Source organism: Amycolatopsis sp. NPDC051371 (assembly GCF_040682155.1).
Lineage (GTDB): Bacteria > Actinomycetota > Actinomycetes > Mycobacteriales > Pseudonocardiaceae > Amycolatopsis.
In genome coordinates this window covers 120384-143232 of sequence record NZ_JBFBAG010000014.1, presented here as the reverse complement: position 1 = coordinate 143232, position 22849 = coordinate 120384, and the positions used below count along the sequence as shown (strand labels likewise).

17 protein-coding genes are annotated in these 22849 nt (G+C 72.4%); 4 read left to right on the top strand and 13 right to left on the bottom strand.

The features are described from left to right. Window positions 1-90: 90 nt before the first annotated feature. From AB0M59_RS19405 to AB0M59_RS19390, 4 genes are read right to left on the bottom strand one after another with little or no spacing between them, the layout of a single operon-like run. Window positions 91-1449: an aminobutyraldehyde dehydrogenase gene (locus AB0M59_RS19405; protein WP_364616737.1), complete on the bottom strand. Its 1359-nt coding sequence runs from the start codon at window positions 1447-1449 to the stop codon at window positions 91-93. After that, complete coding sequence (locus tag AB0M59_RS19400; protein WP_364616736.1) at window positions 1446-3098, bottom strand: thiamine pyrophosphate-binding protein; 1653 nt, start codon at window positions 3096-3098, stop codon at window positions 1446-1448. The genes AB0M59_RS19405 and AB0M59_RS19400 overlap by 4 nt, the downstream gene beginning before the upstream one ends. Then, window positions 3095-4039: an agmatinase gene (gene speB / locus AB0M59_RS19395; RefSeq protein ID WP_364616819.1), complete on the bottom strand. Its 945-nt coding sequence runs from the start codon at window positions 4037-4039 to the stop codon at window positions 3095-3097. The genes AB0M59_RS19400 and speB overlap by 4 nt, the downstream gene beginning before the upstream one ends. Before the next feature lie 38 nt (window positions 4040-4077). Beyond that, complete coding sequence (locus AB0M59_RS19390) at window positions 4078-5526, bottom strand: sodium:solute symporter (RefSeq protein ID WP_364616734.1); 1449 nt, start codon at window positions 5524-5526, stop codon at window positions 4078-4080. Window positions 5527-5628: 102 nt separating this feature from the next. On the opposite strand from AB0M59_RS19390, the gene AB0M59_RS19385 reads away from it, so the two are divergent. From AB0M59_RS19385 to AB0M59_RS19375, 3 genes are read left to right on the top strand one after another with little or no spacing between them, the layout of a single operon-like run. Next, window positions 5629-7137 carry a PucR family transcriptional regulator gene (locus tag AB0M59_RS19385; protein WP_364616732.1) on the top strand — a complete coding sequence of 503 codons (1509 nt, stop codon included), beginning with the start codon at window positions 5629-5631 and terminating at the stop codon, window positions 7135-7137. Between the two features lie 35 nt (window positions 7138-7172). Beyond that, window positions 7173-7850, top strand: coding sequence for a response regulator transcription factor (locus AB0M59_RS19380; RefSeq protein ID WP_169734892.1), 678 nt, complete (start codon window positions 7173-7175; stop codon window positions 7848-7850). Next, complete coding sequence (locus tag AB0M59_RS19375) at window positions 7847-8971, top strand: HAMP domain-containing sensor histidine kinase (RefSeq protein WP_364616730.1); 1125 nt, start codon at window positions 7847-7849, stop codon at window positions 8969-8971. The genes AB0M59_RS19380 and AB0M59_RS19375 overlap by 4 nt, the downstream gene beginning before the upstream one ends. A 131-nt stretch (window positions 8972-9102) precedes the next feature. Here AB0M59_RS19375 and AB0M59_RS19370 read toward each other — a convergent pair whose 3' ends face one another. Beyond that, window positions 9103-10191 carry an alpha/beta hydrolase gene (locus AB0M59_RS19370; RefSeq protein WP_364616728.1) on the bottom strand — a complete coding sequence of 363 codons (1089 nt, stop codon included), beginning with the start codon at window positions 10189-10191 and terminating at the stop codon, window positions 9103-9105. 116 nt (window positions 10192-10307) lie between these two features. On the opposite strand from AB0M59_RS19370, the gene AB0M59_RS19365 reads away from it, so the two are divergent. Further along, entirely contained in the window at window positions 10308-10736 is a 429-nt protein-coding gene (locus AB0M59_RS19365; protein ID WP_364616726.1) for a hypothetical protein, read from the top strand. On the opposite strand, the gene AB0M59_RS19360 is transcribed toward AB0M59_RS19365, so the two are convergent. The 8 genes from AB0M59_RS19360 to AB0M59_RS19325 all read right to left on the bottom strand — a co-directional run bounded on the left by AB0M59_RS19360 (window position 10733) and on the right by AB0M59_RS19325 (window position 22845). Beyond that, window positions 10733-12844 (bottom strand): 3-hydroxyacyl-CoA dehydrogenase NAD-binding domain-containing protein, encoded by a 2112-nt coding sequence (locus AB0M59_RS19360; RefSeq protein ID WP_364616724.1) that lies wholly within the window; start codon window positions 12842-12844, stop codon window positions 10733-10735. The genes AB0M59_RS19365 and AB0M59_RS19360 overlap by 4 nt on opposite strands. Beyond that, entirely contained in the window at window positions 12845-14035 is a 1191-nt protein-coding gene (locus AB0M59_RS19355) for a thiolase family protein (RefSeq protein WP_364616817.1), read from the bottom strand. A 131-nt stretch (window positions 14036-14166) separates the two neighbouring features. After that, window positions 14167-14796 (bottom strand): DUF998 domain-containing protein, encoded by a 630-nt coding sequence (locus AB0M59_RS19350; protein WP_364616722.1) that lies wholly within the window; start codon window positions 14794-14796, stop codon window positions 14167-14169. A gap of 59 nt (window positions 14797-14855) precedes the next feature. Further along, on the bottom strand, window positions 14856-16109 hold the full coding sequence (locus AB0M59_RS19345) for a hypothetical protein (protein WP_364616720.1): 1254 nt from the start codon (window positions 16107-16109) through the stop codon (window positions 14856-14858). Window positions 16110-16149: 40 nt separating this feature from the next. Next, complete coding sequence (locus tag AB0M59_RS19340; RefSeq protein WP_364616718.1) at window positions 16150-17859, bottom strand: allophanate hydrolase; 1710 nt, start codon at window positions 17857-17859, stop codon at window positions 16150-16152. Further along, window positions 17856-21383 carry an urea carboxylase gene (gene uca, locus AB0M59_RS19335; protein ID WP_364616716.1) on the bottom strand — a complete coding sequence of 1176 codons (3528 nt, stop codon included), beginning with the start codon at window positions 21381-21383 and terminating at the stop codon, window positions 17856-17858. The genes AB0M59_RS19340 and uca overlap by 4 nt, the downstream gene beginning before the upstream one ends. Further along, on the bottom strand, window positions 21380-22015 hold the full coding sequence (locus AB0M59_RS19330) for an urea amidolyase associated protein UAAP2 (RefSeq protein WP_364616714.1): 636 nt from the start codon (window positions 22013-22015) through the stop codon (window positions 21380-21382). The genes uca and AB0M59_RS19330 overlap by 4 nt, the downstream gene beginning before the upstream one ends. After that, entirely contained in the window at window positions 22012-22845 is an 834-nt protein-coding gene (locus AB0M59_RS19325; RefSeq protein ID WP_364616712.1) for an urea amidolyase associated protein UAAP1, read from the bottom strand. Before AB0M59_RS19325 ends, AB0M59_RS19330 begins: the two co-directional genes overlap by 4 nt. Window positions 22846-22849 lie beyond the last annotated feature (4 nt).

Below are 22849 nucleotides of genomic sequence, written 5' to 3'. Positions count from 1 at the left end.
CGCGCGGGCGCGAAGTCTATTCCTCCGGCGGGATCGGCGCGATCCCGTGCCGCTCGACCTCGGTGATCTTGTCGCTCATCGGCGAACCGCCTAGCCGAACCTCGTCATCACGTGCTTGACGCGGGTGTATTCGGCGAAGGCGTACGCGGAGAGGTCCTTGCCGTGGCCGGAGTGGCCGAACCCGCCGTGCGGCATCTCGGCGACCAGCGGCCCGTGCGTGTTGACCCACACGCACCCGAAGTCCAGCTCGGCCGACACCCGCGCGGCGATCGCGAGGTCCCGCGTCCAGACCGAGGACGCCAGCCCGTACGGGACCCCGTTGGCCAGCGCGACACCCCCGGCTTCGTCCGAAAAGGACTGTACGGTGATGACCGGCCCGAAGATCTCCTCCTGGACGATCTCGTCGTTTTGGCGCAGCCCGGAGACCACCGTGGGCGCGAAGAAGAAACCCCGTGAGCCGAACCGCGTCCCGCCGGTCTCGATGCGGGCGTGCGAGGGCAGCCGCGAGATCAGGCCCTGGACACGCGAGAGCTGCGTCGCGCTGTTCAACGGCCCGAAGTCGACGCCCGGTGTCTGCGCGGCCGCGGCCTTCGCCAGCGAAGCGACGAAGTCGTCGTGGATTGACGCGTGCACCAGCACCCGGCTGCCCGCCGTGCAGTCCTGCCCGGCGTTGTAGAACGCGGCGCCCACGATGTCTTCCGCCGTCGCCGCGACGTCGACATCCGGGAACACCAGCAGCGGCGCGTTGCCGCCCAGCTCCAGGTGGGTGCGCTTGAGGTCGGCGGCCGCCACGGTGGCGACGTCGATGCCCGCCCGCGTCGACCCGGTGATCGAGACCAGGTCCGTAAGAGGGTGGCGAACCAGCGCGCGGCCGGTGTCGCGATCGCCGGTCAGCACGGTGAACGCCCCGTCCGGCAGGAACTCCGCCGCGACGCGAGCCAGCAGCACGGCCGTCGACGGCGTCGTCTCGGCCGGCTTGAGCACCACCGTGTTGCCCGCGGCCAGCGCCGGCGCGATCTTCCAGACCGCCATCATCAGCGGGTAGTTCCACGGCGCGATCTGCGCGCAGACCCCGACCGGCTCGCGGCGGATCACCGACGTGTGGCCCGGCGCGTACTCCCCGGCGGCCGTGCCCTCCAGGTGCCGCGCGGCGCCGGCGAAGAACCGCAGCGCGCTCACGCACTCCGGGATCTCCTCCGCCAGCACGACCGACCGGATCTTGCCCGTCTCGCGCACCTCGAGATCGGCGAACTCGGAAGCGCGGGCCTCGAGCGCGTCGGCGATCTTCAGCAGCGCCAGCTGACGCTGTGCCGGAGTGCTGCGACGCCACACCGCAAACGCTTGCGCGGCCGACTCGAGCGCCTTGTCCACATCGGACTGCTCAGCGACGACGCTGGTGCCGGACACCTCGCCGGTCGCCGGGTCGGTCAGGTCGAGCGTGCGGGTCATGCCTGCTCCAGGTGGGTCGGCGCGAACAGCTTCAGCAGGGCGGGGAGGACGACCACGGACGGCCCGGGGGTGCGCAGCGCCTCGGCGAGGTCCGCGCCCACGGTGTCTAAAGAGGACAACGTCGCGGGCACGCCGAACGATCGCGCCAAAGCCACGAAGTCGGGCCTGGCCAGCTCGGTGGCCGTCGTGTGGCCGAACGCGCCGGTGAGGTACTCGCGCAGGACGCCGTACCCGCCGTCGTCGACGACCAGCCACGTGACGTCGAGCCCGTGCTGCACCGCGGTGGCCAGCTCGGCGACGCCGTACATCGCGCCGCCGTCGCCCGACACGGCGAGCGTCGGGGCCCCGGCGGCCGCGCCGCCGAGCGCGCCCGGCAGGCCGTAGCCCAGCCCGCCCGCGCCCTGCGCGGTGTGGATCGGCGCACCCTCGGGGTTCCACGCCGACCAGGCCCAGTACGCGGCGATCGTCATGTCCCAGAACGTCTGCGTGCCGTCGGGGAGCGCCCCGCGGATGTCGTCGATCAGCTTGCGCTCGACGGCCAGGTCCTGACCGTCCAATCGCGACTCGACGCGCGAGAGCAACCCTGAAACCGCGGACTCGGCCCGGCCGTCGGACGACCGCATCGGCACCCACTCCAGCAGCGCCTGCAGCGTGAGCCGGACGTCGGCGTGGATGCCGAGACCCGGGTAGTTCGACTCCAGCTTGCCCAGGTCGGCCTCGACCTGGATCACCCGGCCGCGCGGGGCGAACTCGCGGTAGTTGCTGGACAGCTCGCCGAGGCCGGAACCCAGCACGAGCAGGACGTCGGCGGCGGCGAGGAACTCCGTGGTGTGCCAGTCCTCCATCCAGGACCGCCCGGACAGCTCGTGGTCCCAGCCGAAGACGCCCTTGCCGCCGAACGTCGAGATCACCGGGGCGCGCAACGCCTCGGCCAGAGCCGTCAGTTCCGCGTGCGCGCCGGATCGAAGCGCACCGCCGCCGGCCAGGATCACCGGGTTCGAAGCCGCCGCCAGCAGATCGGCCGCCGACGTGACCAGCTCGGGCAGCGGTTCCAGCACCGGGGGAGTGGCCGACACCGACGTGATCGGCGGGAGCCCGGCCGGGCCGAGCAGCACGTCCTGGGGGATCTCGACCCACACCGGGCCGTACGGCGCGGTCGCGGCCGACGTCCAGGCTTCGCGCAACGCCGTCGGGAGCTGGCTCGCCCGCCGGACGACGTGCACCGACTTCACGACGTCGCGGAAACTCGCCTGCTGGTCGGGCAGCTCGTGCAGGTAGCCGTGCCGCCCGCCGCCGAGCCCGGCGACCGGGACCTGGCTGGAGATCCCGAGCACCGGCACCGACGCGGCCCGGGATTCCTGCAGGGAAGCCAACGTCAGCAGCGCACCCGGGCCGGTCGAGACGATGAGCGGCGTCACCGGCACCGGGCCGTCGGGGTCCGCCGCCAGCCGCGCGCGGGCGTGTCCGTCGGCGGCGAAGGCGAGGTTGTTCTCGACGCGCCCGCTGATCACGCGCACGTCGTCCGCTCGCCGCAGTGCTTCGAACAGGCCCAGCGCGTGCTGGCCCGGCAAGCCGAACACCGTGTCGGCGCCCAAGGCGCGGAGGGTCTCGACGACGACGTCGCCACCGATGCGGTCGGTATCGGTCATGCGCTCTTTCCCAAGGACAGCAGGCTCACCAGGTCGTAGGCGACGTGGGAGGCCGCGATGGCCGTGATCTCGGCATGATCGTAAGCCGGGGCGAGCTCGACGACGTCCGCGCCGACCAGGTTCAGGTCGCGCAGCCCGCGCAGGATTTCCAGCAGTTCGCGGCTCGTCATCCCGCCCGCTTCGGGCGTGCCGGTGCCGGGTGCGTGGGCCGGGTCGAGCACGTCGATGTCGACCGAGACGTACAGCGGCCGGTCGCCGATGCGCTGCCGCAGCGCGTCGACGGTCTCGGCGACCCCGCGACGCAGGACGTCGCCGGAGGTGACGATCCCGAAGCCGAGCCGGCGGTCCTCCTCGAGGTCCCGCTTGCCGTACAGCGGCCCGCGCGTGCCGACGTGCGACAGCGCGCTCGTGTCGAGGATGCCCTCCTCCGACGCCCGCCGGAACGGGGTGCCGTGGGTGTACGGCTCGCCGAAGTAGGTGTCCCAGGTGTCGAGGTGCGCGTCGAAGTGCAAAAGGGCGACGGGTCCGTGCTTCTTCGCCGCGGCCCGCAGCAGCGGGAGCGCGATGGTGTGGTCGCCGCCGACGGTCACCAGCCGTGTCCCGTTCGCTTGCAGCGCTTCGGCTTCCTGCTGCAGCGTCTCGATCGCCTCGCCGATGTCGAACGGGTTCACCGCGATGTCCCCCGCGTCGACGACCTGCTTCTCGGCGAACGGCGAGACGTCCAGCTCCGGGTGGTACGGCCGCAGCAGCCGGCTCGCCTCGCGCACCGCCGCCGGGCCGAACCGCGCGCCGGGCCGGTAGGACACGCCGGAGTCGAAGGGCACCCCGACGACGGCGATGTCGGCGTGGGCGACCTGGTCGATCCGCGGCAGCCGCGCGAAGGTCGCGAAGCCGGCGAACCGGGGGACCCGGGACGAGTCGAGCGGGCCGACCGGGGGCATGTCGTTCACTGCAGTGCGCTCCTGTGCTCGGGGTGGGTTCAGGCTTCGACGGTCGCGGGGGTGGCCGCTTCCGGTTCTTCGGTCCCGGCGCCGTTCAGGCGGCGGGTCCAGACGGCGAGGATCGAGTCGGCCGTGCGGGGCGTCGCGAAGCTGACCACCAGGTAGACGACCAGGCTCGCACCGAGGCCCCAGTAGATCGGGGTGTTGGCCTCGACGCCGTCGATGATCATGAACGTCACCACGAAGACCGTGCCGGCGACCATCGACGCGTACGCGCCCTGCCGGGTGCCGCGCTTCCAGAACAGCGCGCCGATGATCGCGACCAGCAGGCCGCCGACGAGGATGTCGTAGGCGATGGTGAGCGCGTTGACGACGTCGTCGACGATCATCGCGATGCCGATCGCGAGCAGCCCGAGCACGAGCGTGGCGATCCGGTTGCGGCTGACCTCGCCGCCCTTCTTGAGGCCCAGCTTGGACAGCAGGTCCGACGTCGTGGTGGTGGAGCACGCGATCAGCGCGCCGCTCGCGGTCGACATCATCGCCGAGAGCGCGGCGGCCAGCACCAGGCCGCGGACACCGGTCGGCAGCAGGCGTTCGACGATCGTCGCGAAGGCGTCCTGCGCGCTCGCGAGGTCCGGGTACAGCGTGTGCGCCGCGGTGCCGATCAGGGCGCCGGCGAGGCCGTAGACCAGGCAGTAGACGCCGGAGGTGATGCCGCCGGACGTCGCGATCGCCGGAGTGCGGGCGGTGAACACGCGCTGCCAGATGTCCTGGCCGATCAGCAGGCCGAAGGTGTAGATGACGAAGTAGGTGATGATCGTGTCGGTGCCGATCGAGGTGAAGCTGAAGAAGCTCGCGTCGAGCTTTTCGCTCATGCCGGAGAAGCCGCCGGCGGAGCTGATCGCGACCGGCAGCAGGATCGCCAGGATGCCGATGGTCTTGATGACGAACTGGGCGATGTCGGTGAGCGTGATCGACCACATGCCGCCGAGCACCGAGTAGAGCACGACGATCGAGCCGCCGATCGCGATGCCGGCCCAGTTCGGCAGGTCGAAGAGCACCTTGAAGATGGACGCGAAGGCCAGCGTCGAGGTGACCGTGAGCATCAGGGTGTAGCCCCACATGACGATGCCGGACACCGCGCTGGTGTGGCCGCCGTAGCGCAGGTCGAGCATTTCGCCGACGGTGTAGACCTTGAGCTTCACCAGCCGCCGCGCGAACAGCGCGTGCAGCACGAGGATGCCGACGCCGATGCTGACGACCAGCCACATGCCGGAGATGCCGTAGGTGTAGCCGAGCTTCACGCCGCCGACGGTCGACGCGCCGCCCAGGACGACGGCCGACATCGTGCCGGAGTACATGAACCAGCCCAGCCGCCGCCCGGCGACGAGGTAGTCGGACTTGGTCTTGGCGAGCCGGAGGCCGTACCAGCCGACCCCGAGCATGCCCGCGATGTACAGGGCGATGACCACGTAGTCCCCGGTCACGGCGTCCTCCTTGCTTCGGTGTCGTTCGGGTCACCGTAGGTTCGGCCACCACCCCCGCGGCATGGGATGATTCGTCCACACGTCGACACGGATGGGGATGAGATGACCCAAAACGTCGATCCGTTGTCCACGGAAGTGAATGTCCCGTTACGGGCGGTGGTCGGCAACCGGGAGCTGGCGCTGCACGTCGTCCGCGAGACCCTGCGGCCGGGCGCGCTGGACGCGCCGGTGCGCTGGGCCCACGTCAGCGAGCTGCAGGACCCCGCGCCCTACCTGGTCGGCGGCGAGCTGATCCTCACCGCCGGCGTGAACCTGCCGACGGAGGTCGACCGATACGTGCGGGGCCTGCGCGACGCCGGCGTGACGGCGCTCGGCTTCGGCCTCACCCCGACGGTCTACGAGACGTTGCCCGAGCCGCTTCGCCGGGCCTGCGCGCGGTACGGGCTGCCGCTGCTGGTGGTGCCGACCCGGACGCCGTTCCTGGCGGTCAACCAGGCGGTTTCGGTCGCGCTGACCGAGGCGGCACAGCGGGAACAGCGGCGGATCACCGCCGCCCGCGAGACGCTGACGCGCGCCGCGGGCGGCGGGCTGGGCGAGCTGACGTCGTCGCTGGCGGAGCTGCTGAAGTCGTGGGTCGCGCTGGTCGGCGCCGGGGACGTCCTCGCCTCGGCGCACGACGCGCCCGCGCCACTGCCGCCCGCGGTGCGGGAGCTGATGGCGAGGGTGCGGGCGGGCAGCGGGATCCGCAGCGCGACCACCGAGCTGGACGGCGGGTTCGTCGTGGTCCAGCCGGTTTACCCGCAGGCCACCGCGTCGCACCTGGTCGTGCTCGGCCGCGCCGGGCGCTTCGACGGCGCCGACCGCGCGATCCTCGCCGTCGGCGCGGCCCTGCTCGGCCTGGTCGGGCGGGCCGGTTCGGACGCCGCCGAGCTGGGCGCGGCGGCCACCGGTCTGCTGCTCGGCCGGACGTCGGCCCGGGAGGTGGCCCGTGCGCTGGTGGGCTCCGAGGTCGTCCGGCTGATCGCCGGGGCGGCCTACCGGCGGGGCCCTGGCGAGGTGGCGCAGCGCCCGGACTGGCTGCGCGCGCGGCTGGACACACCGCTGGTTTCGGTGCTGCCCGGCCCTTCTTTCGTGGCCATCACGGGTACTGCGCCGTCGCTTGCGGTGCTGGAAGACCTGCGCTCCTTCGGCTGGCTGGCCGCGGCCGGGTCGCCGGCACCGGCCGACCGTCTCGCGGAGGCGGAGGTCGACCTGCTCCTGGCGCGGGCCCGCACGCTCGGCCGCCCGATCGTCGCCGGGAGCGGGCCCCTGGACTTCGACGCGCTGCTCGCGCCGGGCGCGGCCGCGGATTTCGCGGCGAGGACGCTCGAACCCCTGGCGGAACTGGACGCGGCCGGGGACCGCGAGCTGGTGCCGACGCTGCGGACGTGGCTCGCTCATCACGGCGGCTGGGAGCCGACGGCCGCCGAGCTGGGCGTGCACCGCAACAGCGTCCGGCACCGGATCGCGCAGGTCGAGCGGGTGCTGGCGGTGGACTTGGCGGACCCCGAGACCCGGATGCGGCTGTGGTTCGCCCTCCGGTGGGCCACACCGGACGCACATCGTCCTTAAAGGGCACTCTCAGGAAAATATGGAATTGTGGTCTCGTGCGAGTTTTGGTAGTCGAGGACGAAGAACCCCTGGCCGACGCGATCGCCCGCGGGCTGCGCCGCGAGGGAATGGCGGTGGACGTCGCGCTCACGGGTGACGACGGGCACGAGAAGGCGGCCGTCACGCGGTACGACGTCGTGCTGCTGGACCGGGACCTGCCCGGGATGTCCGGCGACGAGCTGTGCCGCGAGATCGTCGCGTCCGGGGAGCTGACCCGGGTGCTGATGCTGACCGCGAGCAGCTCGGTGTCCGACCGCGTCGACGGGCTGTCGCTCGGCGCCGACGACTACCTCGCCAAGCCGTTCGCCTTCCCCGAGCTGGTCGCCCGGGTGCGCGCGCTGGGCCGGCGGGCCACGCCGGCCGCGCCGCCGCTGCTGACCGCCGGCGACGTCGAGCTGGACCCGGCCAAGCGCACGGTCCGGCGCGCGAGCGGGCCGGTCGAGCTGACGCGCAAGGAGTTCGGCGTCCTCGAGGTGCTGCTCTCGGCGGCCGGTTCGGTCGTCAGCAGCGAGGAGCTGCTCGAGCGGGTCTGGGACGAGAACGCCGACCCGTTCACGACGACCGTCCGGGTGACCGTCATGACGCTGCGCAAGAAGCTCGGCGAGCCGGGGATCATCGAGACCGTCGTCGGCTCCGGGTACCGGGTGCCGGAGCCCGGCGCGCCGCGCGCGTGAACCTGCCGGGCACCCGCAGCCTCCGCGCCCGGATCACCCTGCTGGCGACCGTGCTGGTCGCCGCCGTCAGCCTGCTGCTGCTCTGGCTGGCCTGGACGCTCGTCCGGGATTCGCTCGACGCCGTCCCGCAGATGCCGCCCGGCAGCGTGGTGGTCGTCGACGGCGTCCAGGTCGACGCCTCGTCGCTCGCCGAGCACCTGCGCGTGCACGCCCGCAACCGGATGCTGCTGTTCGGGTCGGTCGCGTTCCTGCTGGTGGTCGCGGCCGCGGCGATCCTCGCCTGGACGTTCACCTCGCGCGTGCTGCTGCCGCTGCGCGAGATCACCGGCACCGCGCGGCGGCTGTCGGTCGAGTCGATGGGGGAGCGGATCGGCGGGGTGCGCTCGCGCGACGAGCTGGCCGAGCTGGCCGGGACGTTCGACGACATGCTCGACCGGCTCCAGTCCGCGTTCGACGCGCAGCGCCACTTCGTCGCGAACGCGAGCCACGAGCTGCGGACGCCGTTGTCGGTGATCCGCACGGAGCTCGACGTCACCCTCGCCGACGACGACGCCGACGAAGCCGAGCTGCGCCGGATGGGCGGGGTCGTCCGCGACGCGACCGAACGTGCCGGGCAGCTGGTCAACTCGTTGCTGCTGCTGGCCCGCACGGACGGTGCCGGGCTCGGGGTCCGGGAGCCGGTCGACCTCGCGGCGGTCGTCGACCGGGCGTGGCGCGCGGCGCGCAACGAAGCCGAGCAGCGCGGGATCCGGGCGACGTTCGCGGTGGTGCCGGCGCCGGCGTTCGGCGACCCGGCGCTGCTGGAGCGGATCGCGGGCAACCTGCTGGAGAACGCGGTCCGCCACAACGTCGAGGGCGGCTGGCTGGAGGTCGTGACGCAGCCGGGGCCGCAGTGGTCGATGCTGCAGGTGCGCTCGTCCGGTGGGCTGGTGGACCCGGCGGCGGTGCCGGAGCTGTTCGAGCCGTTCCGCCGGGCGGGGGTGGCCCGGACGGCGCGTCACGGCGCGGGTCTGGGGCTGTCGATCGTCCGTGCGGCGGTCGCGGCGCACGGCGGAAGCGTGGCGGCGGAACCGATCGTGGGCGGCGGCTTGGGAGTGACGGTCCACCTCCCCGTGCGCTGACGGGCATCACGCGTGATTGGGCGGGCATCACGTGTGACTGGGCGGGCATCACGTGTGATTGGGCGGGCATCGCGGTGATGCCCCTTCAATCACGGGTGATGCCCTTCTGATCACGCGAGATTCCCCTCTGATCACGGGTGATGCCCCGCCGCGGGGCCGAGGGCGAGGCCGGCGCGCAGCACTCCGGCCGCGTGGACCATGGCCGCTCGGGCGTCCGGGTCGATGCCGACTCGGTTCGCGAAGCCGTGCAACTGTCCCTCGTGCCGTCGGTGCACCAGCGGTACTCCCGCCGAAGCGAGGCGGAGGGCGTAGGCCTCGCCTTCGTCGCGGAGCAGGTCGAAGCCGCACGTCGCCACGTACGTCGGCGGGAGGCCGTCGAGGGCATCGTCGTAGAGCACCGACGCCCGCGGATCCGTGTACAACGCCGGGTCGCGCACGTACTGGTCGCGGTACCAGGCCCACTCGTCCCGGTCGAGGCGGAAGCCACTGCCGAACTGCCGGTGCGACGCCGACTCGCCGAGCGCGTCCGTCGCCGGGGTCAGGAGCAGGCTGAACGCCGGCCGGGGCAGCTCGCCGCGGGCCGCCGCGTGGGCCACCACCGCCGCCAGGTTGCCGCCGCTGCTGTCACCACCGACCGCGAGCCGCGAAGGGGCGACGCCGAAGTCCGCCGCGTGTGCGTGGACGAAAGCGAAAGCCGCGACCGCGTCCGAAGCCGCCGCCGGGAACGGGTGCTCCGGCGCCAGCCGGTAGCCGATCGACACCACCCGCACCCCGGCCTCCTCGGCCAGCAGCCGGCACGCGCCCTCGTGCGTGTCCAGGCTGCCGAGCACGAACCCGCCGCCGTGGAAGTACACGATCGCCGGTCCGGGCGCCGGGACTCCGGCCGGTTCGTACAGCCGCAGGGGCAACGGCCCGCCCGGTCCGGGCCACGACGAGTCGCGAGTCCGGACGCCCCGGCAGATCCCGGCGCCGGCCAGCGCACCCGCCAGGTTCAGCTCCAGCCGGGCCCGCGCGAGGCTGCCGTTCTGGTGCGGCGCGTCGAACGGCGCCAGGCGCGACACCCGCATCAGCACGCGGGCGGAGAGCACCGGCTGCCGCCCGTCGACGACCACGGGATGGCCGGCGAGCGCACGCAGGACCGGCGAAGGCAGCCGCAGGAGGAGCCGCAGCCCGGTCATCACCGCTCGGACGAGCAGCGGTCTGGAGAGTCCGTTCAGCACACGTCCACTAAACCGGGTTCACGGGCGATCACAAGTGGGCGTGACGATGAGCCGTGCCGGTGAACGCCCGGCGTCGCGGAGGCCATCGCGGGCCGACGTGTGCTGTGATCGTCGGCGTGACGGAAAAGCCACTGGTCAGGGTGCTGGTACCGGTGATCGCGGTGGCGTTGGCCGCGGGGACCGGGCTGGCGTTCTTCATCGCGGCGCTGCTGCGACCGCCGGACCTGCCGGTGGACACGAACCCGGCGCCGCTGGCCGGCCACGAGCTGTGCGCGGCGGTCGTCCTGGTCTTCCCGTCCGGCGCCGAGATGCAGGAGGCCATGCCGTCCCTGCGCGATGACGCGAAGGCGCGGCGGGTGTTCGTCGACCCGCCGTCGGTCTCCCTGCTCGCCGTCCCGGGCACCGACCTGCAGGCCTGGGCGCAGGAGCTGCACGCGCGCTTCCGGACCGCCGAGCGGGTGACGGTCATCGACTCCGACACGACGGCGGCGCAGCTGAAACTCACCGCGCCGCCGCCGAAGTGCCCTCGCGAGGGCGAGTACTAGCGCGCCGGGACCGAGGCGACGCCCGGGGCCAGGAACGGCTTGCCGTTCACGCGCTCGGACACGCCGGAGCGGTCCAGGTACGGCGTGATGCCGCCGTTCCAGAACGGCCAGCCCGCGCCGAGGAGCAGGCACAGGTCGATGTCCTGCGCCTCGGCGACCACGCCCTCGTCGAGCATGATCCGGATCTCCTCGGCGATCGCGGACAGGGCCCGCTCGCGCACCTGCTCCGAAGTGGACGGCTGGTCGCCCTGCGTCCAGAGCTCGACGACCTCCGGGTCGGGCGACTGGTTGCCCTGGGAATCCCAGACCCAGACGCCCTTCTTGCCCGCCTTGACGAACTTCGCGAGGTTGTCGGACACGGTGAACCGGTCGGGGAACGCCTCGTGCAGCGTCTCGCCCACGTGCAACGCGATGGCCGGGCCGACGAGCTGCATCAGCGTCAGCGGCGACATCGGCAGGCCGAGCGGCTCGAGCGCGCCGTCGGCGACCTCGAACGGCGTGCCCTCGTCGACCGCCACCAGCACCTCGCCGAGGAAGCGCAGCAGGAGCCGGTTGACGACGAACGCCGAAGCGTCCTTCACCAGCACGCTGGACTTCTTCAGCTGCTTGCTGACCGAGAACGCCGTCGCGAGCGACGCGTCGTCGGTCTGCTCGCCGCGGACGATCTCCAGCAGCGGCAGCACGGCCACCGGGTTGAAGAAGTGGAAGCCGACCACGCGCTCGGGGTGCTGCAGCTTCGACGCCATCGCGGTGATCGACAGCGACGAGGTGTTCGTCGCGAGGATCGCCTCGGGGGAGACGTGCTGCTCCAGCTCGGCGAACACCTGCTGCTTGACGCCCAGCTCCTCGAACACGGCCTCGATGACGAAGTCGGCGTCGGCGAACGCGGCCTTGTCGAGCGAGCCGGAGACCAGCGCCTTGAGCCGGTTGGCGCCGTCCGGGGAGACGCGCTTCTTGGCCAGGAGCTTGTCGATCTCGTCGTGGACGTAGCCGACGCCCTTGTCGACGCGTGCCTGGTCGACGTCGGTCAGCACGACCGGCACCTTGAGGCGGCGCACGAACAGCAGCGCGAGCTGGCTGGCCATCAGGCCGGCGCCGACGATGCCGACCTTGTTCACCTTGCGGGCCAGGGACTTGTCCGGCGCGCCGGCCGGGCGCTTGGCCCGCTTGTTCACCAGGTTGAACGAGTACAGCCCGGCGCGCAGGACGTCGGACATGAGCAGCTCGGCGAGTCCGTCGGTCTCGGCCGCGTAGCCCCGGTCGAGATCGTTCTCGCGCGCCAGCTCCAGCAGCTCGACGGCCTTGGTGGCACCCGGCGACGCGCCGTGCGTGCGCCCGTCCACAATGGACTTGGCGCGCGCGATCGCGGCGTCCCAGCCGGAGCCGCGGTCGATCTCGCGGCGCTCCGGCGTGATCTCGCCGTTGACCACGCGAGCCAGCCACAGCAGCGACTGCTCGAGGTAGTCCGCCGAGCCGAAGACGGCGTCGACGATGCCCAGCTCCGCCGTCTTCTTGACGTTGAGCATCTTGTTCTGCGCCAGCGCGTTCTCGATGATCACCGTGACGGCGGCGTCCGGGCCGATCAGGTTCGGCAGCAGCTGCGTGCCGCCCCAGCCCGGGAACAGGCCGAGGAAGACCTCGGGGAACGCGATCGCGGCGGTGTTCTCCGAGAGCGTCCGGTAGTGGCAGGACAGGGCCAGTTCGAGCCCGCCGCCCATGACCGCGCCGTTGATGAACCCGAAGGTCGGGATCTTCGTCTCGGTGAGACGGCGGAAGACGTCGTGGCCGGTCTGGGCGATTTCGCGCGCCAGCTTCGGGTCGCTCACGGACTCGACGCCCGAGAGGTCCGCGCCGACGGCGAAGATGAACGGCTTGCCGGTGACGGCGATCGCGGCCGGCTCGGCCTCGAACGCCTTGTCCAGCGCGGCGTTCAGGGAGACGAGACCCTGGGGGCCGAAGGTGTTCGGCCGGGTGTGGTCGTGGCCGTTGTCGAGCGTGATCAGCGCGACGGGCTTGGCGAGCCCGGGCACCTTGACCAGCCGGGTCACGGCGTGGGTGACGACCTCGTCCGGGAACGCGGCCTTCGCCTCTTCTGCGGTGAAAGTCATTTACTTCGCCCCCTCGAACGCCGGGTTCTCCCAGACCACGGTGCCGCCCATGCCGATGCCGATGCACATCGTCGTCATGCCGTACCGGACGTCGGGCCGTTCGGCGAACTGGCGGGCCAGCTGCGTCATGAGGCGGACGCCCGACGAAGCCAGCGGGTGGCCGCACGCGATGGCGCCGCCCCACTGGTTCACGCGCGGGTCTTCGTCGTCGATGCCGAAGTGGTCGAGGAAGGCCAGCACCTGCACGGCGAAGGCCTCGTTGATCTCGAACAGGCCGATGTCGTCGATGGACAGGCCGGTGCGCTTGAAGAGCTTCTCGGTGGCCGGCACCGGGCCGATGCCCATGACCTCCGGCTCGACGCCGGCGAAGGAGTAGCCGACCAGCCGCATGGCGACGGGCAGGCCCAGCTCGCGGGCGGTTTCCTCGTCGGCGAGGATCGAGGCCGTGGCGCCGTCGTTGAGGCCGGCCGCGTTGCCCGCGGTGATCCGGCCGTGCGGGCGGAACGGCGTCTTCAGGTTCGCGAGGGTTTCCAGCGTGGTGCCGGGCCGCGGCGGCTCGTCCTCGGTGGCCAGACCCCAACCCAGCTCCTTCGAGCGGGTGGCGACGGGGACCAGCTCGGGGCCGATCTTGCCGGTCTTGACGGCCTCGGCGTAGCGCTCCTGGCTGCGCGCGGCGTAGGCGTCGGTGCGCTGCTTGGTGATCGCGGGGAACCGGTCGTGCAGGTTCTCGGCGGTCTGGCCCATGACGAGCGCGGTCGGGTCGACGAGCTTGTCGGCGATGATCCGCGGGTTCGGGTCGACGCCCTCGCCCATCGGGTGCCGGCCCATGTGCTCGACGCCACCGGCGATGGCGATGTCATAGGCGCCGAAGCCGATGCCGGACGCGGCGGTCGTGACGGCGGTCATCGCGCCGGCGCACATCCGGTCGATGGCGAAGCCGGGGACCGACTTCGGCAGGCCGGCGAGCAGCGCGGCGGTGCGGCCGATGGTCAGGCCCTGGTCGCCGATCTGGGTGGTGGCGGCGATGGCCACCTCGTCGACGCGCTCGGGCGGCAGCTCCGGGTGCCGCCGCAGCAGCTCACGGATGGCGTTGACGACGAGGTCGTCGGCGCGGGTCCCGGCGTAGATGCCTTTGTCGCCGGCTTTGCCGAAGGGGGTCCGTACCCCCTCGACGAAGGCGACGGTGCGCACGCCCCGCGCGGTCGGCGCGAGCGGCGTTGCTGGTGCGGCCACGAATGCTCCATGAAGTAGACAGGGGTTCCTGCCCGCACGATAGCCCTTGTTACCCGTCGGTAACCAGTGGTGTGGCCCGGTCGAGTGGGCTACGGCACACTCTTGGGCGTCAGCGTCTGCCCCTTCAGCAGCCAAGCGACACCGAACGCCCACACCGCGACGCTCTCCAGCCACAGCGCCGGGTGCCACTCCGGCACCAGCCGCAGCCAGCTCGTCACCGCGATGAGCACCAGCGCGGCCAGGATCACCACCCCGCACACGCGGTAGACGACACCCGTCCCCGCCGGCTGCTCGCCGTCGTGCGGGAACAGGCGCAGGCAGAAGTACGCCAGCATCACGAAGAACATCGCCGCGAACACCAGGTGCAGTACGCCGGACGTGCGGTCCCACGAGGACACGTCGCGGTCGGGCGTCGTCGGGAACAGCGCCAGCCCGATCGCGCCGAGGCCCGCCACCGTGCTCGCCACGTTGTCTGCGAAGTCGTGGCCGTAGTAGGCGAGCAGGAACACGCCCGTGGCGCACATCGCGCCGACGAAGACGTTCCCGAGGTCCGAGTAGTAGTAGCCGCTGAGCGACCCGATGAGGTCGCCGCCCTGGACGACCTGCTTGCCCACGATCAGCACCACCGGCAAGGCCAGGCCGATGAGCCCGATCGCGCGCCGCAGGTAGAGGTAGGAATGGACGAGCGTGCTCTGCGGGGATTCCGTCGCCGTGGTCATGGCCGCCTCCGGGGTCTCACCAAGGTCATCGGCGGATTCCTGCCCCGGAACGAGCGTTGTTATCCGACGGCCGCCCAGATCCTCAGCTGATCGTTACGGAGTTCGGCGAACGAGCCGGTCGCGGGGTCGTGCGCGGTGGGGCGGAAACCCTCGGCGAAGCCGATCCGGGCGCCCGCGACCGGGTCCCAGACCTCGAAGCCGGCTTCGGCGGTGACGTACAGCGATCCGCGGTAGCCCCACATCGGTCCCACCGGCCCGGCGAACATCCCCGTCCGGCGGCCGGTCGCCGCGTCGTGGAGTTCGACGCCGTCGAGCATCCGGGTGTGGCTCTCGCCCAGGCCCTGCACGGCGACGGTCGTGTCGCCGAGCCACGCGATCGGCCGGTCCCACACCCATTCCCGCGAGGTCAGGTCCCGCCCGTGCTCGGCCGCGTGGACGTCGCCGCCGAGCCAGGCGGCCAGGTCGACGACCATCGCGACACCGATCGGGTGCCAGACCCAGCCGTCCACGACCAACGCTCGCTCGGACGGGCTCACGTGGAGCGCGCCCTGGAAGTAGTCGAGGTAGTGCTCGGGAGGCTCCTCGCCGCGGTCCGGCGCCGCGGTTTCGCGGTCGGTCAGCAGCTCCCCGCCGGGCAGCGTGAACGCGTCGAGCCGGTTCCAGTCGGTGCCCGCGATCACGCGAGCCGTTTCGCCGCTGCCGAGGAAGGCGAGCGGGAACCGGGTGAACTCGTTGTCGGCCCACTCCCGGTCGAGGTCGAGCACGGTCGACCACTCCTGCAGGTCGACGACCGTGGCGAACTGGCCGTAGTCCGAGACGACCGCCGCGAAGCGACCGTCCCGGGAGGTGTGCAGACCGCGGCGTGGCCGGTCGGGCAAGTCCCGGATGTCCTGGTAGGTCTCTGCCGGCAGCTCGACCGGTCTGACGAGCCACTGGTCGTCACCGTCGATCCGGACGAATCCCTCTTCGGTGAGCGCGAGCCAGCCGTCGGGCATCGGCGCCAGGCAGCCGTCGTTCACCGGCCGCACCGGACAGGGGCGGGACGTCCAGAAGCCCATGAGTTCCTTGTCCCGCACCAGGATTTCGGGCTCGCCGTGCCAGCCCGAGGGATAACTCCGCTGGTCGGCCCGATCAGCGCAGCTCTCGCAGACTTCGATGAGCGCGGCCGGTGTGCAGGACGCGCAGATCAGGTCGTAGCGCGTGCCCACGCCGATCAGGTGACGGGTGGACGGAGGAGGTTCTTCGACAGCCAGGTGCGGGCAGAGGCGCAAGGTGCCGATGCGGCCCGGATGGCCGCAAGGCAGGGTGTTCACGGCCCCAGTGTGCGGGGCGCGCCACCGGTCCGCACGCGATTTATCCCAGGTAGGCCAGCCACCCGCCCTTCGCCGAGATGTCCTCCGCGCCTTCCGTCGCCGCCGGCTCGCACAGGAAGCCGGACACGCGCGAGCCGTCGGCCAGCTCGACCTTGCCGATCGCCAGCGGCGCGGGAATCCGCGAGACGAACTCGCCGAAACCCCGCACCGGCAGGTCCCACACCTCGGCCGCGATCGCGACGCCGCCGGACTCGACGCGCACCAGCCCGGGCTTCGGCGGCACCGTGTCCAGCGCGTACAACCGGTAGGACGCCGACGTGGACACCGAAGAGACGAACCGGCCGCCCCGGGACGTCAGCTCGTGGTTCAGCGGTTGCCCGCGCAGGTGCGCGCCGACCACCACGATCGGCACCCGCTCGCCGCGCAACCCGGCGAGCGCGGCCAGCTTCAGGTCGTCGTGCGGGGCGCCGACCAGCATCACGCCGAACGGGCGCCCGGCCACCGTGCCGGCCGGGACCGCCAGCGCCGAGAGGCCGAACAGGTTGGTGGAGTTGGTGAACCGGCCCAGCCGTGCGTTGACCGCGATCGGATCCTCGGCCACCGCGGCGATCGTGGGGTGCTCGGTCGTCGTCGGCGTCAGGAGCGCGTCGACGCCGGCCAGCACCGCGAGTGCTTCGGCGCGCAGCCCGGCCAGGGTCCGCTGGTCGGCGAACAGCCGGTGCGCCCGGATGTCACGGGCGCCGGTGATGATGCCGTGCACCACCGGGTCCACGGCGTCCGGGTGCCCGTCCAGGAACTCGCCGACGGCGGTGTACCGCTCGGCGACGAACGCGCCGCCGTACAGCAGCTGCGCCGCTTCCAGGAAAGCCGACATGTCCACAGTGGTCACTTCGGCGCCGGCCGCGGCGTATTCCTCGACGGTGGCCTCGAACGCCGCCGCCCAGCCCGCTTCCAGCGGGCCCAGCTGATCGGGCACGCCCAGCCGGAACCGTCCCGGGTGGACTTGCGCGGGTTCGGCCAGGCAGGTCAACGCGAACGACGCTTCCTCGACCGTCCGCGCGAACAGCGACACGCAGTCGATGCTCGCGCACGCGGGGACGACGCCCTCGGTCGGCAGCAGCCCCGGCGTCGGCTTGAGCCCGACGATCCCGTTGTACGCCGCCGGCACCCGTCCGGAGCCCGCGGTGTCGGTGCCCAGGGCGAGATCCACGATGCCGAGCGCGACGGCCACCGCCGACCCCGAACTCGATCCGCCCGAGACGTACGCCGGGTCGACGGCGTTGCGGACCGCGCCGTAGGGGCTGCGCGTCCCGACCAGGCCGGTCGCGAACTGGTCGAGGTTGGTCGTGCCGAGCACCAGCGCCCCGGCGGCCCGCAGGCGCGCGACGACCGGCGCGTCGGCTTCGGGTTGGTAGGCGTAAGCCGGGCAGCCCGCGGTCGTCGGCAGCCCGGCGACGTCGATGTTGCCCTTGACCGCCACGAGCTTGCCGTAGAGCGGCAGCCCGCGTTCTTCCAGCGCGGCGGCCTCGGCCAGCACCTCGGCTTCCGGCCGCAGGTCGATCCAGATCTCCGGCCGGTCGACCCGCTCGATCCGCCGGTACGCGGCGCGGACGCGCTCTTCGGCAGTGTTCGATGCCGCCTCCGCGGAAAAGAGTGCGTCGGCGGTGTTCGATGCCGCCTCCGCGGAAAAGAGTGCGTCGGCGGTGTTCGATGCCGCCTCCGCGGAAAAGCGTGCGTCGGCGGTGCTCATCCGAGCACCACCAACGGCGTTCCGGGGGCGACCTGGTCACCGGGGGACACGAGCACTTCGACCACCTCGCCGTCGGCCGGCGCGGGGATCCGCGCCTCCGTCTTCATCGCTTCCAGCGTCACCAGCGACTGCGCGTCCTCGACGCGTTCGCCCGCCGCGACGTCTACTCGCCACACTGTCGCCGCGAACGGCGCCTCGACGACGTGGCCGCCCGGCGGTGCCTCGACCCGCTTCGGCGGCCGCGTCACCGGTTCCGGCTTCGGGTCGAACTCGCCCGCCGCGGCCCACGCCCGCCGTTCCGCCTCGAACGCCGCCGCCTGCGTCGCCCGGAACCCGGCGATGGCGTCCGCGTTGCCGGCCAGGAACTCCTGGTACTCGGCCAGCTTGAAGGTGCCGTCGCTGGTGTCCAGGTCCAGCTGTCCGGACGCGCTCTGCGCGCGCAGCTCCAGGAGTTCGTCCGCGGACACGGGGTACCAGGAGATCCGGTCGAAGAACCGCAGGTTCCACGGCCGGTCGCCGCCGTGCCAGCTGTTCCACACCTGCACGGTCCGGCCGACGAACTGGTAGCCGCCCGGCCCCTCCATGCCGTAGATGCACAGGTACGCGCCGCCGATGCCGACGGAGTTCTCCGCGGTCCACGTCCGCGCCGGGTTGTACTTCGTCGTCACCAGCCGGTGGCGCGGGTCCAGCGGCGTCGCGACCGGCGCGCCCAGGTAGACGTCGCCGAGGCCGAGCACCAGGTACTCCGCGTCGAACACCGTCCGGTAGACGTCGTCCACACTGGACAGTCCGTTCACCCGCCGGATGAACTCGATGTTCCACGGGCACCACGGCGCGTCGTCGCGCACGCCGGTCATGTACCGCTCGATCGCCTCGCGCGTCGCCGGGTCGTCCCACGACAGCGGCAGCCGGACGCTGCGGCTCGGCACCTCGAGGTCGGCGGTCGGCGGCAGGTCCCGCTCCAGCTCGCGCACCAGGCCGAGCGCCTTCTCGACGGGCAGCGCGTCCGGGTCGACGTGCACCTGCAGCGACCGGATGCCCGGCGTCAGGTCGACGATCCCCGGCACGCCCTCGGCGGCGAGCCGTTCCCCGAGCGCGTGCACCCGCATCCGCAGCGCCAGGTCGAGCTTCATCTCGCCGTACTCGACGAGCAGGTTGTCGTCCCCGCTGCGGCGGTAGGTGACGGACGGCTCTTCGCCCTCGGACGGTTGCCGTCCCAGGACACCGCCGTCGTGGCGGCCCTGCCTCGTCGACGTCACCGCGGTGGCCGGGCGCCGCCGCAGCACCGCCGCGTGGTCGGTGTCGATCGGCACGAACCGCACGGTGTCGCCCGGGCGCAGCTGCCCGAGCTTCCACCGCTCGCCGGTGGCGACCGTGGCCGGGCAGACGAACCCGCCCAGGCTGGGCCCGTCCGGGCCGAGCAGGATCGGCAGGTCGCCGGTGTAGTCGACGGCGCCGATCGCGTACGGCGTGTCGTGGATGTTCGACGGGTGCAGGCCGGCCTCGCCGCCGTCGGCCCGGGCCCACTCCGGCCGCGGCCCGACGAGCCGGACACCCGTGCGGGCGGAGTTGAAGTGCACCTGCCAGTCGGTGGCGTAGAACGTGTCGACGTCTTCGGGCGTGAAGAACTCCGGTGCCGCGTGGGGTCCTTCGAGCGCTCCGACCGTCCAGTGCGACGGGAAGTCCGGACGGTCGGTCACCGGGCCGACGACGGGGTCCGCGGGCATCGGGCCGGGGGTCAGGACGTCGCCCGCGGCCAGCGCGCGGCCGCCGTGCCCGCCGAACCGGCCCAGGGTGAACGTCGCCGCGCTGCCGAGGAACGCCGGGACGTCGACGCCACCGCGGACCAGCACGTAGCCGCGCAGCCCGGCGGTGCACGCCCGGACGTCGAGCGTGGCCCCGGCGGGTACCTCGACGGGGGTCCACAGAGGAATCTCGGCACCGTCGACGAGCACCTTCGCCGGCGCGCCGGTGACGCACACCTGGGTGGCGTGCGAGAACCGGAGCGTCACGCCGTCCACAGTGCACTCCAGGCCGGGCGCGCCTTCGGGGTTGCCGAGCGCGAGGTTGCCCAGCCGCAGCGAGAGGTCGTCCATGGGGCCGCTCGGTGGTACCCCGACGTGCCAGAAGCCGGTGCGGCCCGGCCAGTCCTGCACGGTCGTCATCGTCCCGCCGCGCACGACCTCGATCCGGGGTTCGGCGTCTTCGATACCGTCCAAAGTGGACGTATCGTGGGTAACCGCGCCGAACGCCGCGTCGGCGGCCGCCGCCCGCAGCTGCCCGAGGTTGGTCCGGACGCCGTCGACGCGGGTCACGTCGAGCGCGTCCCGCAGGTGCGTGAGCGCCTCGGTGCGGTCGGCGCCGGTGCAGATCACCTTGGCCAGCAGCGGGTCGTAGTGAGTGGTGACGGTGGTGCCCGGCTCGACCCAGGTGTCGACCCGCGCGTCCGGAGGCAGCGTGACCCGCGTGACGAGCCCCGCGCTGGGCCGGTGCCCGGCGCTGGGGTCTTCGGCGTACACCCGTGCTTCGACGGCGTGCCCGCGCGCGACCGGTACCGCGCGGAACATCCCGCGGTCGCCCTGCGCGAGCCGCAGCATCCAGGCGACCAGGTCGACGCCGTACACCGCCTCGGTGACCGGGTGCTCGACCTGCAGCCGCGTGTTGACCTCGAGGAACGCGGCCTCTTCGCGCTCGGGGTCATAGACGTATTCGACCGTGCCCGCCGAGCGGTACCGCACCGACGAGCACAGCGCGACGGCCGAGTCGACGAGCTGTTTCCGGACGGTGTCGGGCAGGTCCGGTGCCGGGCACTCCTCGACGACCTTCTGGTTGCGCCGCTGCAGCGAGCAGTCGCGGGTGCCGAGCGCCAGGACCTCGCCGAAGCCGTCGCCGAACACCTGGACCTCGACGTGCCGGGCGCGTCGCACCAGCCGCTCCAGGAACACCCCGGAGTTCGCGAAGCTCTTGGCCGCGATGTTCCGCACGGTGTCCCACGCCTCGCGCAGCTCCCCGGGCGTCGCGCACGCGCGCATCCCGATCCCGCCGCCGCCCCCGGTCGCCTTGAGCATCACCGGGTAGCCGATTTCCGCGGCGCGGGCCGCCGCTTCGTCCACATCGGACAGCAGGCCGGTGCCGGCGAGCAGCGGAACGCCCGCGGCGACCGCCGCGTCGCGCGCGGTGTGCTTGCTGCCGAACACCTCCAGGTGCCCGGGCGACGGCCCGGCGAACGCGAGCCCGGCGTCCTCGCAGGACCGGGCGAACGCCGCGTCCTCGGACAGGAACCCGTAGCCGGGGTGGACGGCGTCGCAGCTGGTGCGGAGCGCGGCCTCGACGATCGCGCCGGCCCGCAGGTAGCTTTCGGCGGCGGGTGCCGGCCCGAGCCGCACGGCCCGGTCGGCGAGCCGCACGTGCGGGGCGAGGCGGTCGGCGTCGGAGTACACGGCGACGGTCTCGAGGCCCAGCTCCTTGGCGGTGCGCAGGATCCGGACGGCGATCTCGCCGCGGTTGGCGACGAGCAGCCTCACGCGCCACCTCCCGGGGAGGTGACGACCATACGCACCGGCGTCGGGTCGAACCCGTTGCAGGGGTTGTTGATCTGCGGGCAGTTCGACACGAGCACGAGGACGTCGGTCTCGGCGCGCAGCCGGACTTCGAGGCCCGGTGCGGAGATCCCGTCGACGATGCCGAGGGCGCCGTCTTCTTCGACCGGCACGTTCATGTACCAGTTGACGTTGCTGACCAGGTCACGCTTGCCCAGCCCCCACTTCGCGCCCTCGCTGACGAAGTTCTCGACGCAGGCGTGCTGGAAGCGGGTGTGCTGGCCGTAGCGGAGGCTGTTGGACTCCTTGCTGCACGCGCCGCCGAGCGTGTCGTGGCGCCCGCACGTGTCGGCGACGACGGTCAGCAGCGGTGCACCCTCCTGGGTGCGCAGGACGCTGCCGGTGGTGAGAAAGATGTTGCGCTGCGCGGCGATCGTCGCCGCCGCGCTGTAGCGCTTCGCCGTGTCGTTCGCGTCGTAGCAGAGGAAGTCGACGGCCTGGTTGCCGCCGAGGTCGATGATCGCCAGCTCCTGCCCGCGCCGGAGTACCGTCGAGAACGGGGCGCGCGCGGCGACGTCGAACGTCAGCGTCAGCTGGGACCGGTACGCCGTGCTCATGCGATCCCCCGGGCAGTGAGGTGGTCGGCGGTGTTCTCGAAGGCCCGCTGCGCCTCCGGCGAGTACGTCCACTCCGGACTGTCCGGAGTGGATGGACGATCGCGCCAGGCGAGGACTTCGAGGTTCGTCACGGTGTAGCCCGGCCGCGGGTCGACCGGGTGCGCCACGTTGGCGATCAGCACGATCGCCGGGAGCTCGATCCGGAGCTCGACGGACCGCCCCGCGCCCGCGGACCCGGTGAAGTCCAGGCCGCCGTCCGGCTGGACGCGCACCCCCTGGAAGAACGACAGGCTCGGCGGCAGGTCCCGCGGCCCGAGGCCGTTCTTGGCCGCCGCCAAGGTGAACAGCGGCAGCCCGGCGGGGGAGGGGCCCTGCGGGGCGCCGTCGCCGTAGCGCTCGGTGTTGCCGTCCACAGTGGACGTCCCGCACAGGGCGTCGTGCCGCCCGCTCGAGTCCGCGACGATCGTGGCGAGCACGCGGGCCTGGTCCGAGAGCAGTGCCACTTTCGCGCCCAGGTAGGCGTTCCACTGCACCTTCACCGTGTCCGCGACGTTCAGCCGCTCCCACGGCCCGTCGGCGTTGAACAACAGCAGGTGCGCGCAGGCGTCACCGTCGATGTCGGTCAACCGCAACCGGGTGCCCCGCGCGAGCACCTTGTGCGTGTACCCGCCGCCGGCGACCGTCTCGGCCCAGGTCAGCGCCTCGGGCGCGACCTCGGGTGGCGGTGCCGGCCACGTGCTCGCCGGGATCGACGGCATCGTTTCGACCACGGTGCCGGCCTGGGCGCGGGCGTGGTCGCGGGCGCCGTAGGGGGTGGCGGTGGTGCTCATGGAC

What these genes read in the sequence shown, in the direction of transcription:
- AB0M59_RS19405 (WP_364616737.1), bottom strand. Translation starts at nt 1,449, where the DNA reads ATGACCCGCACGCTCGACCTGACCGACCCGGCGACCGGCGAGGTGTCC.
- AB0M59_RS19385 (WP_364616732.1), top strand. Translation starts at nt 5,629, where the DNA reads ATGACCCAAAACGTCGATCCGTTGTCCACGGAAGTGAATGTCCCGTTA.
- AB0M59_RS19330 (WP_364616714.1), bottom strand. Translation starts at nt 22,015, where the DNA reads ATGAGCACGGCGTACCGGTCCCAGCTGACGCTGACGTTCGACGTCGCC.
- AB0M59_RS19400 (WP_364616736.1), bottom strand. Translation starts at nt 3,098, where the DNA reads ATGACCGATACCGACCGCATCGGTGGCGACGTCGTCGTCGAGACCCTC.
- AB0M59_RS19325 (WP_364616712.1), bottom strand. Translation starts at nt 22,845, where the DNA reads ATGAGCACCACCGCCACCCCCTACGGCGCCCGCGACCACGCCCGCGCC.
- speB (WP_364616819.1), bottom strand. Translation starts at nt 4,039, where the DNA reads ATGCCCCCGGTCGGCCCGCTCGACTCGTCCCGGGTCCCCCGGTTCGCC.
- AB0M59_RS19360 (WP_364616724.1), bottom strand. Translation starts at nt 12,844, where the DNA reads ATGACTTTCACCGCAGAAGAGGCGAAGGCCGCGTTCCCGGACGAGGTC.
- AB0M59_RS19350 (WP_364616722.1), bottom strand. Translation starts at nt 14,796, where the DNA reads ATGACCACGGCGACGGAATCCCCGCAGAGCACGCTCGTCCATTCCTAC.
- AB0M59_RS19340 (WP_364616718.1), bottom strand. Translation starts at nt 17,859, where the DNA reads ATGAGCACCGCCGACGCACGCTTTTCCGCGGAGGCGGCATCGAACACC.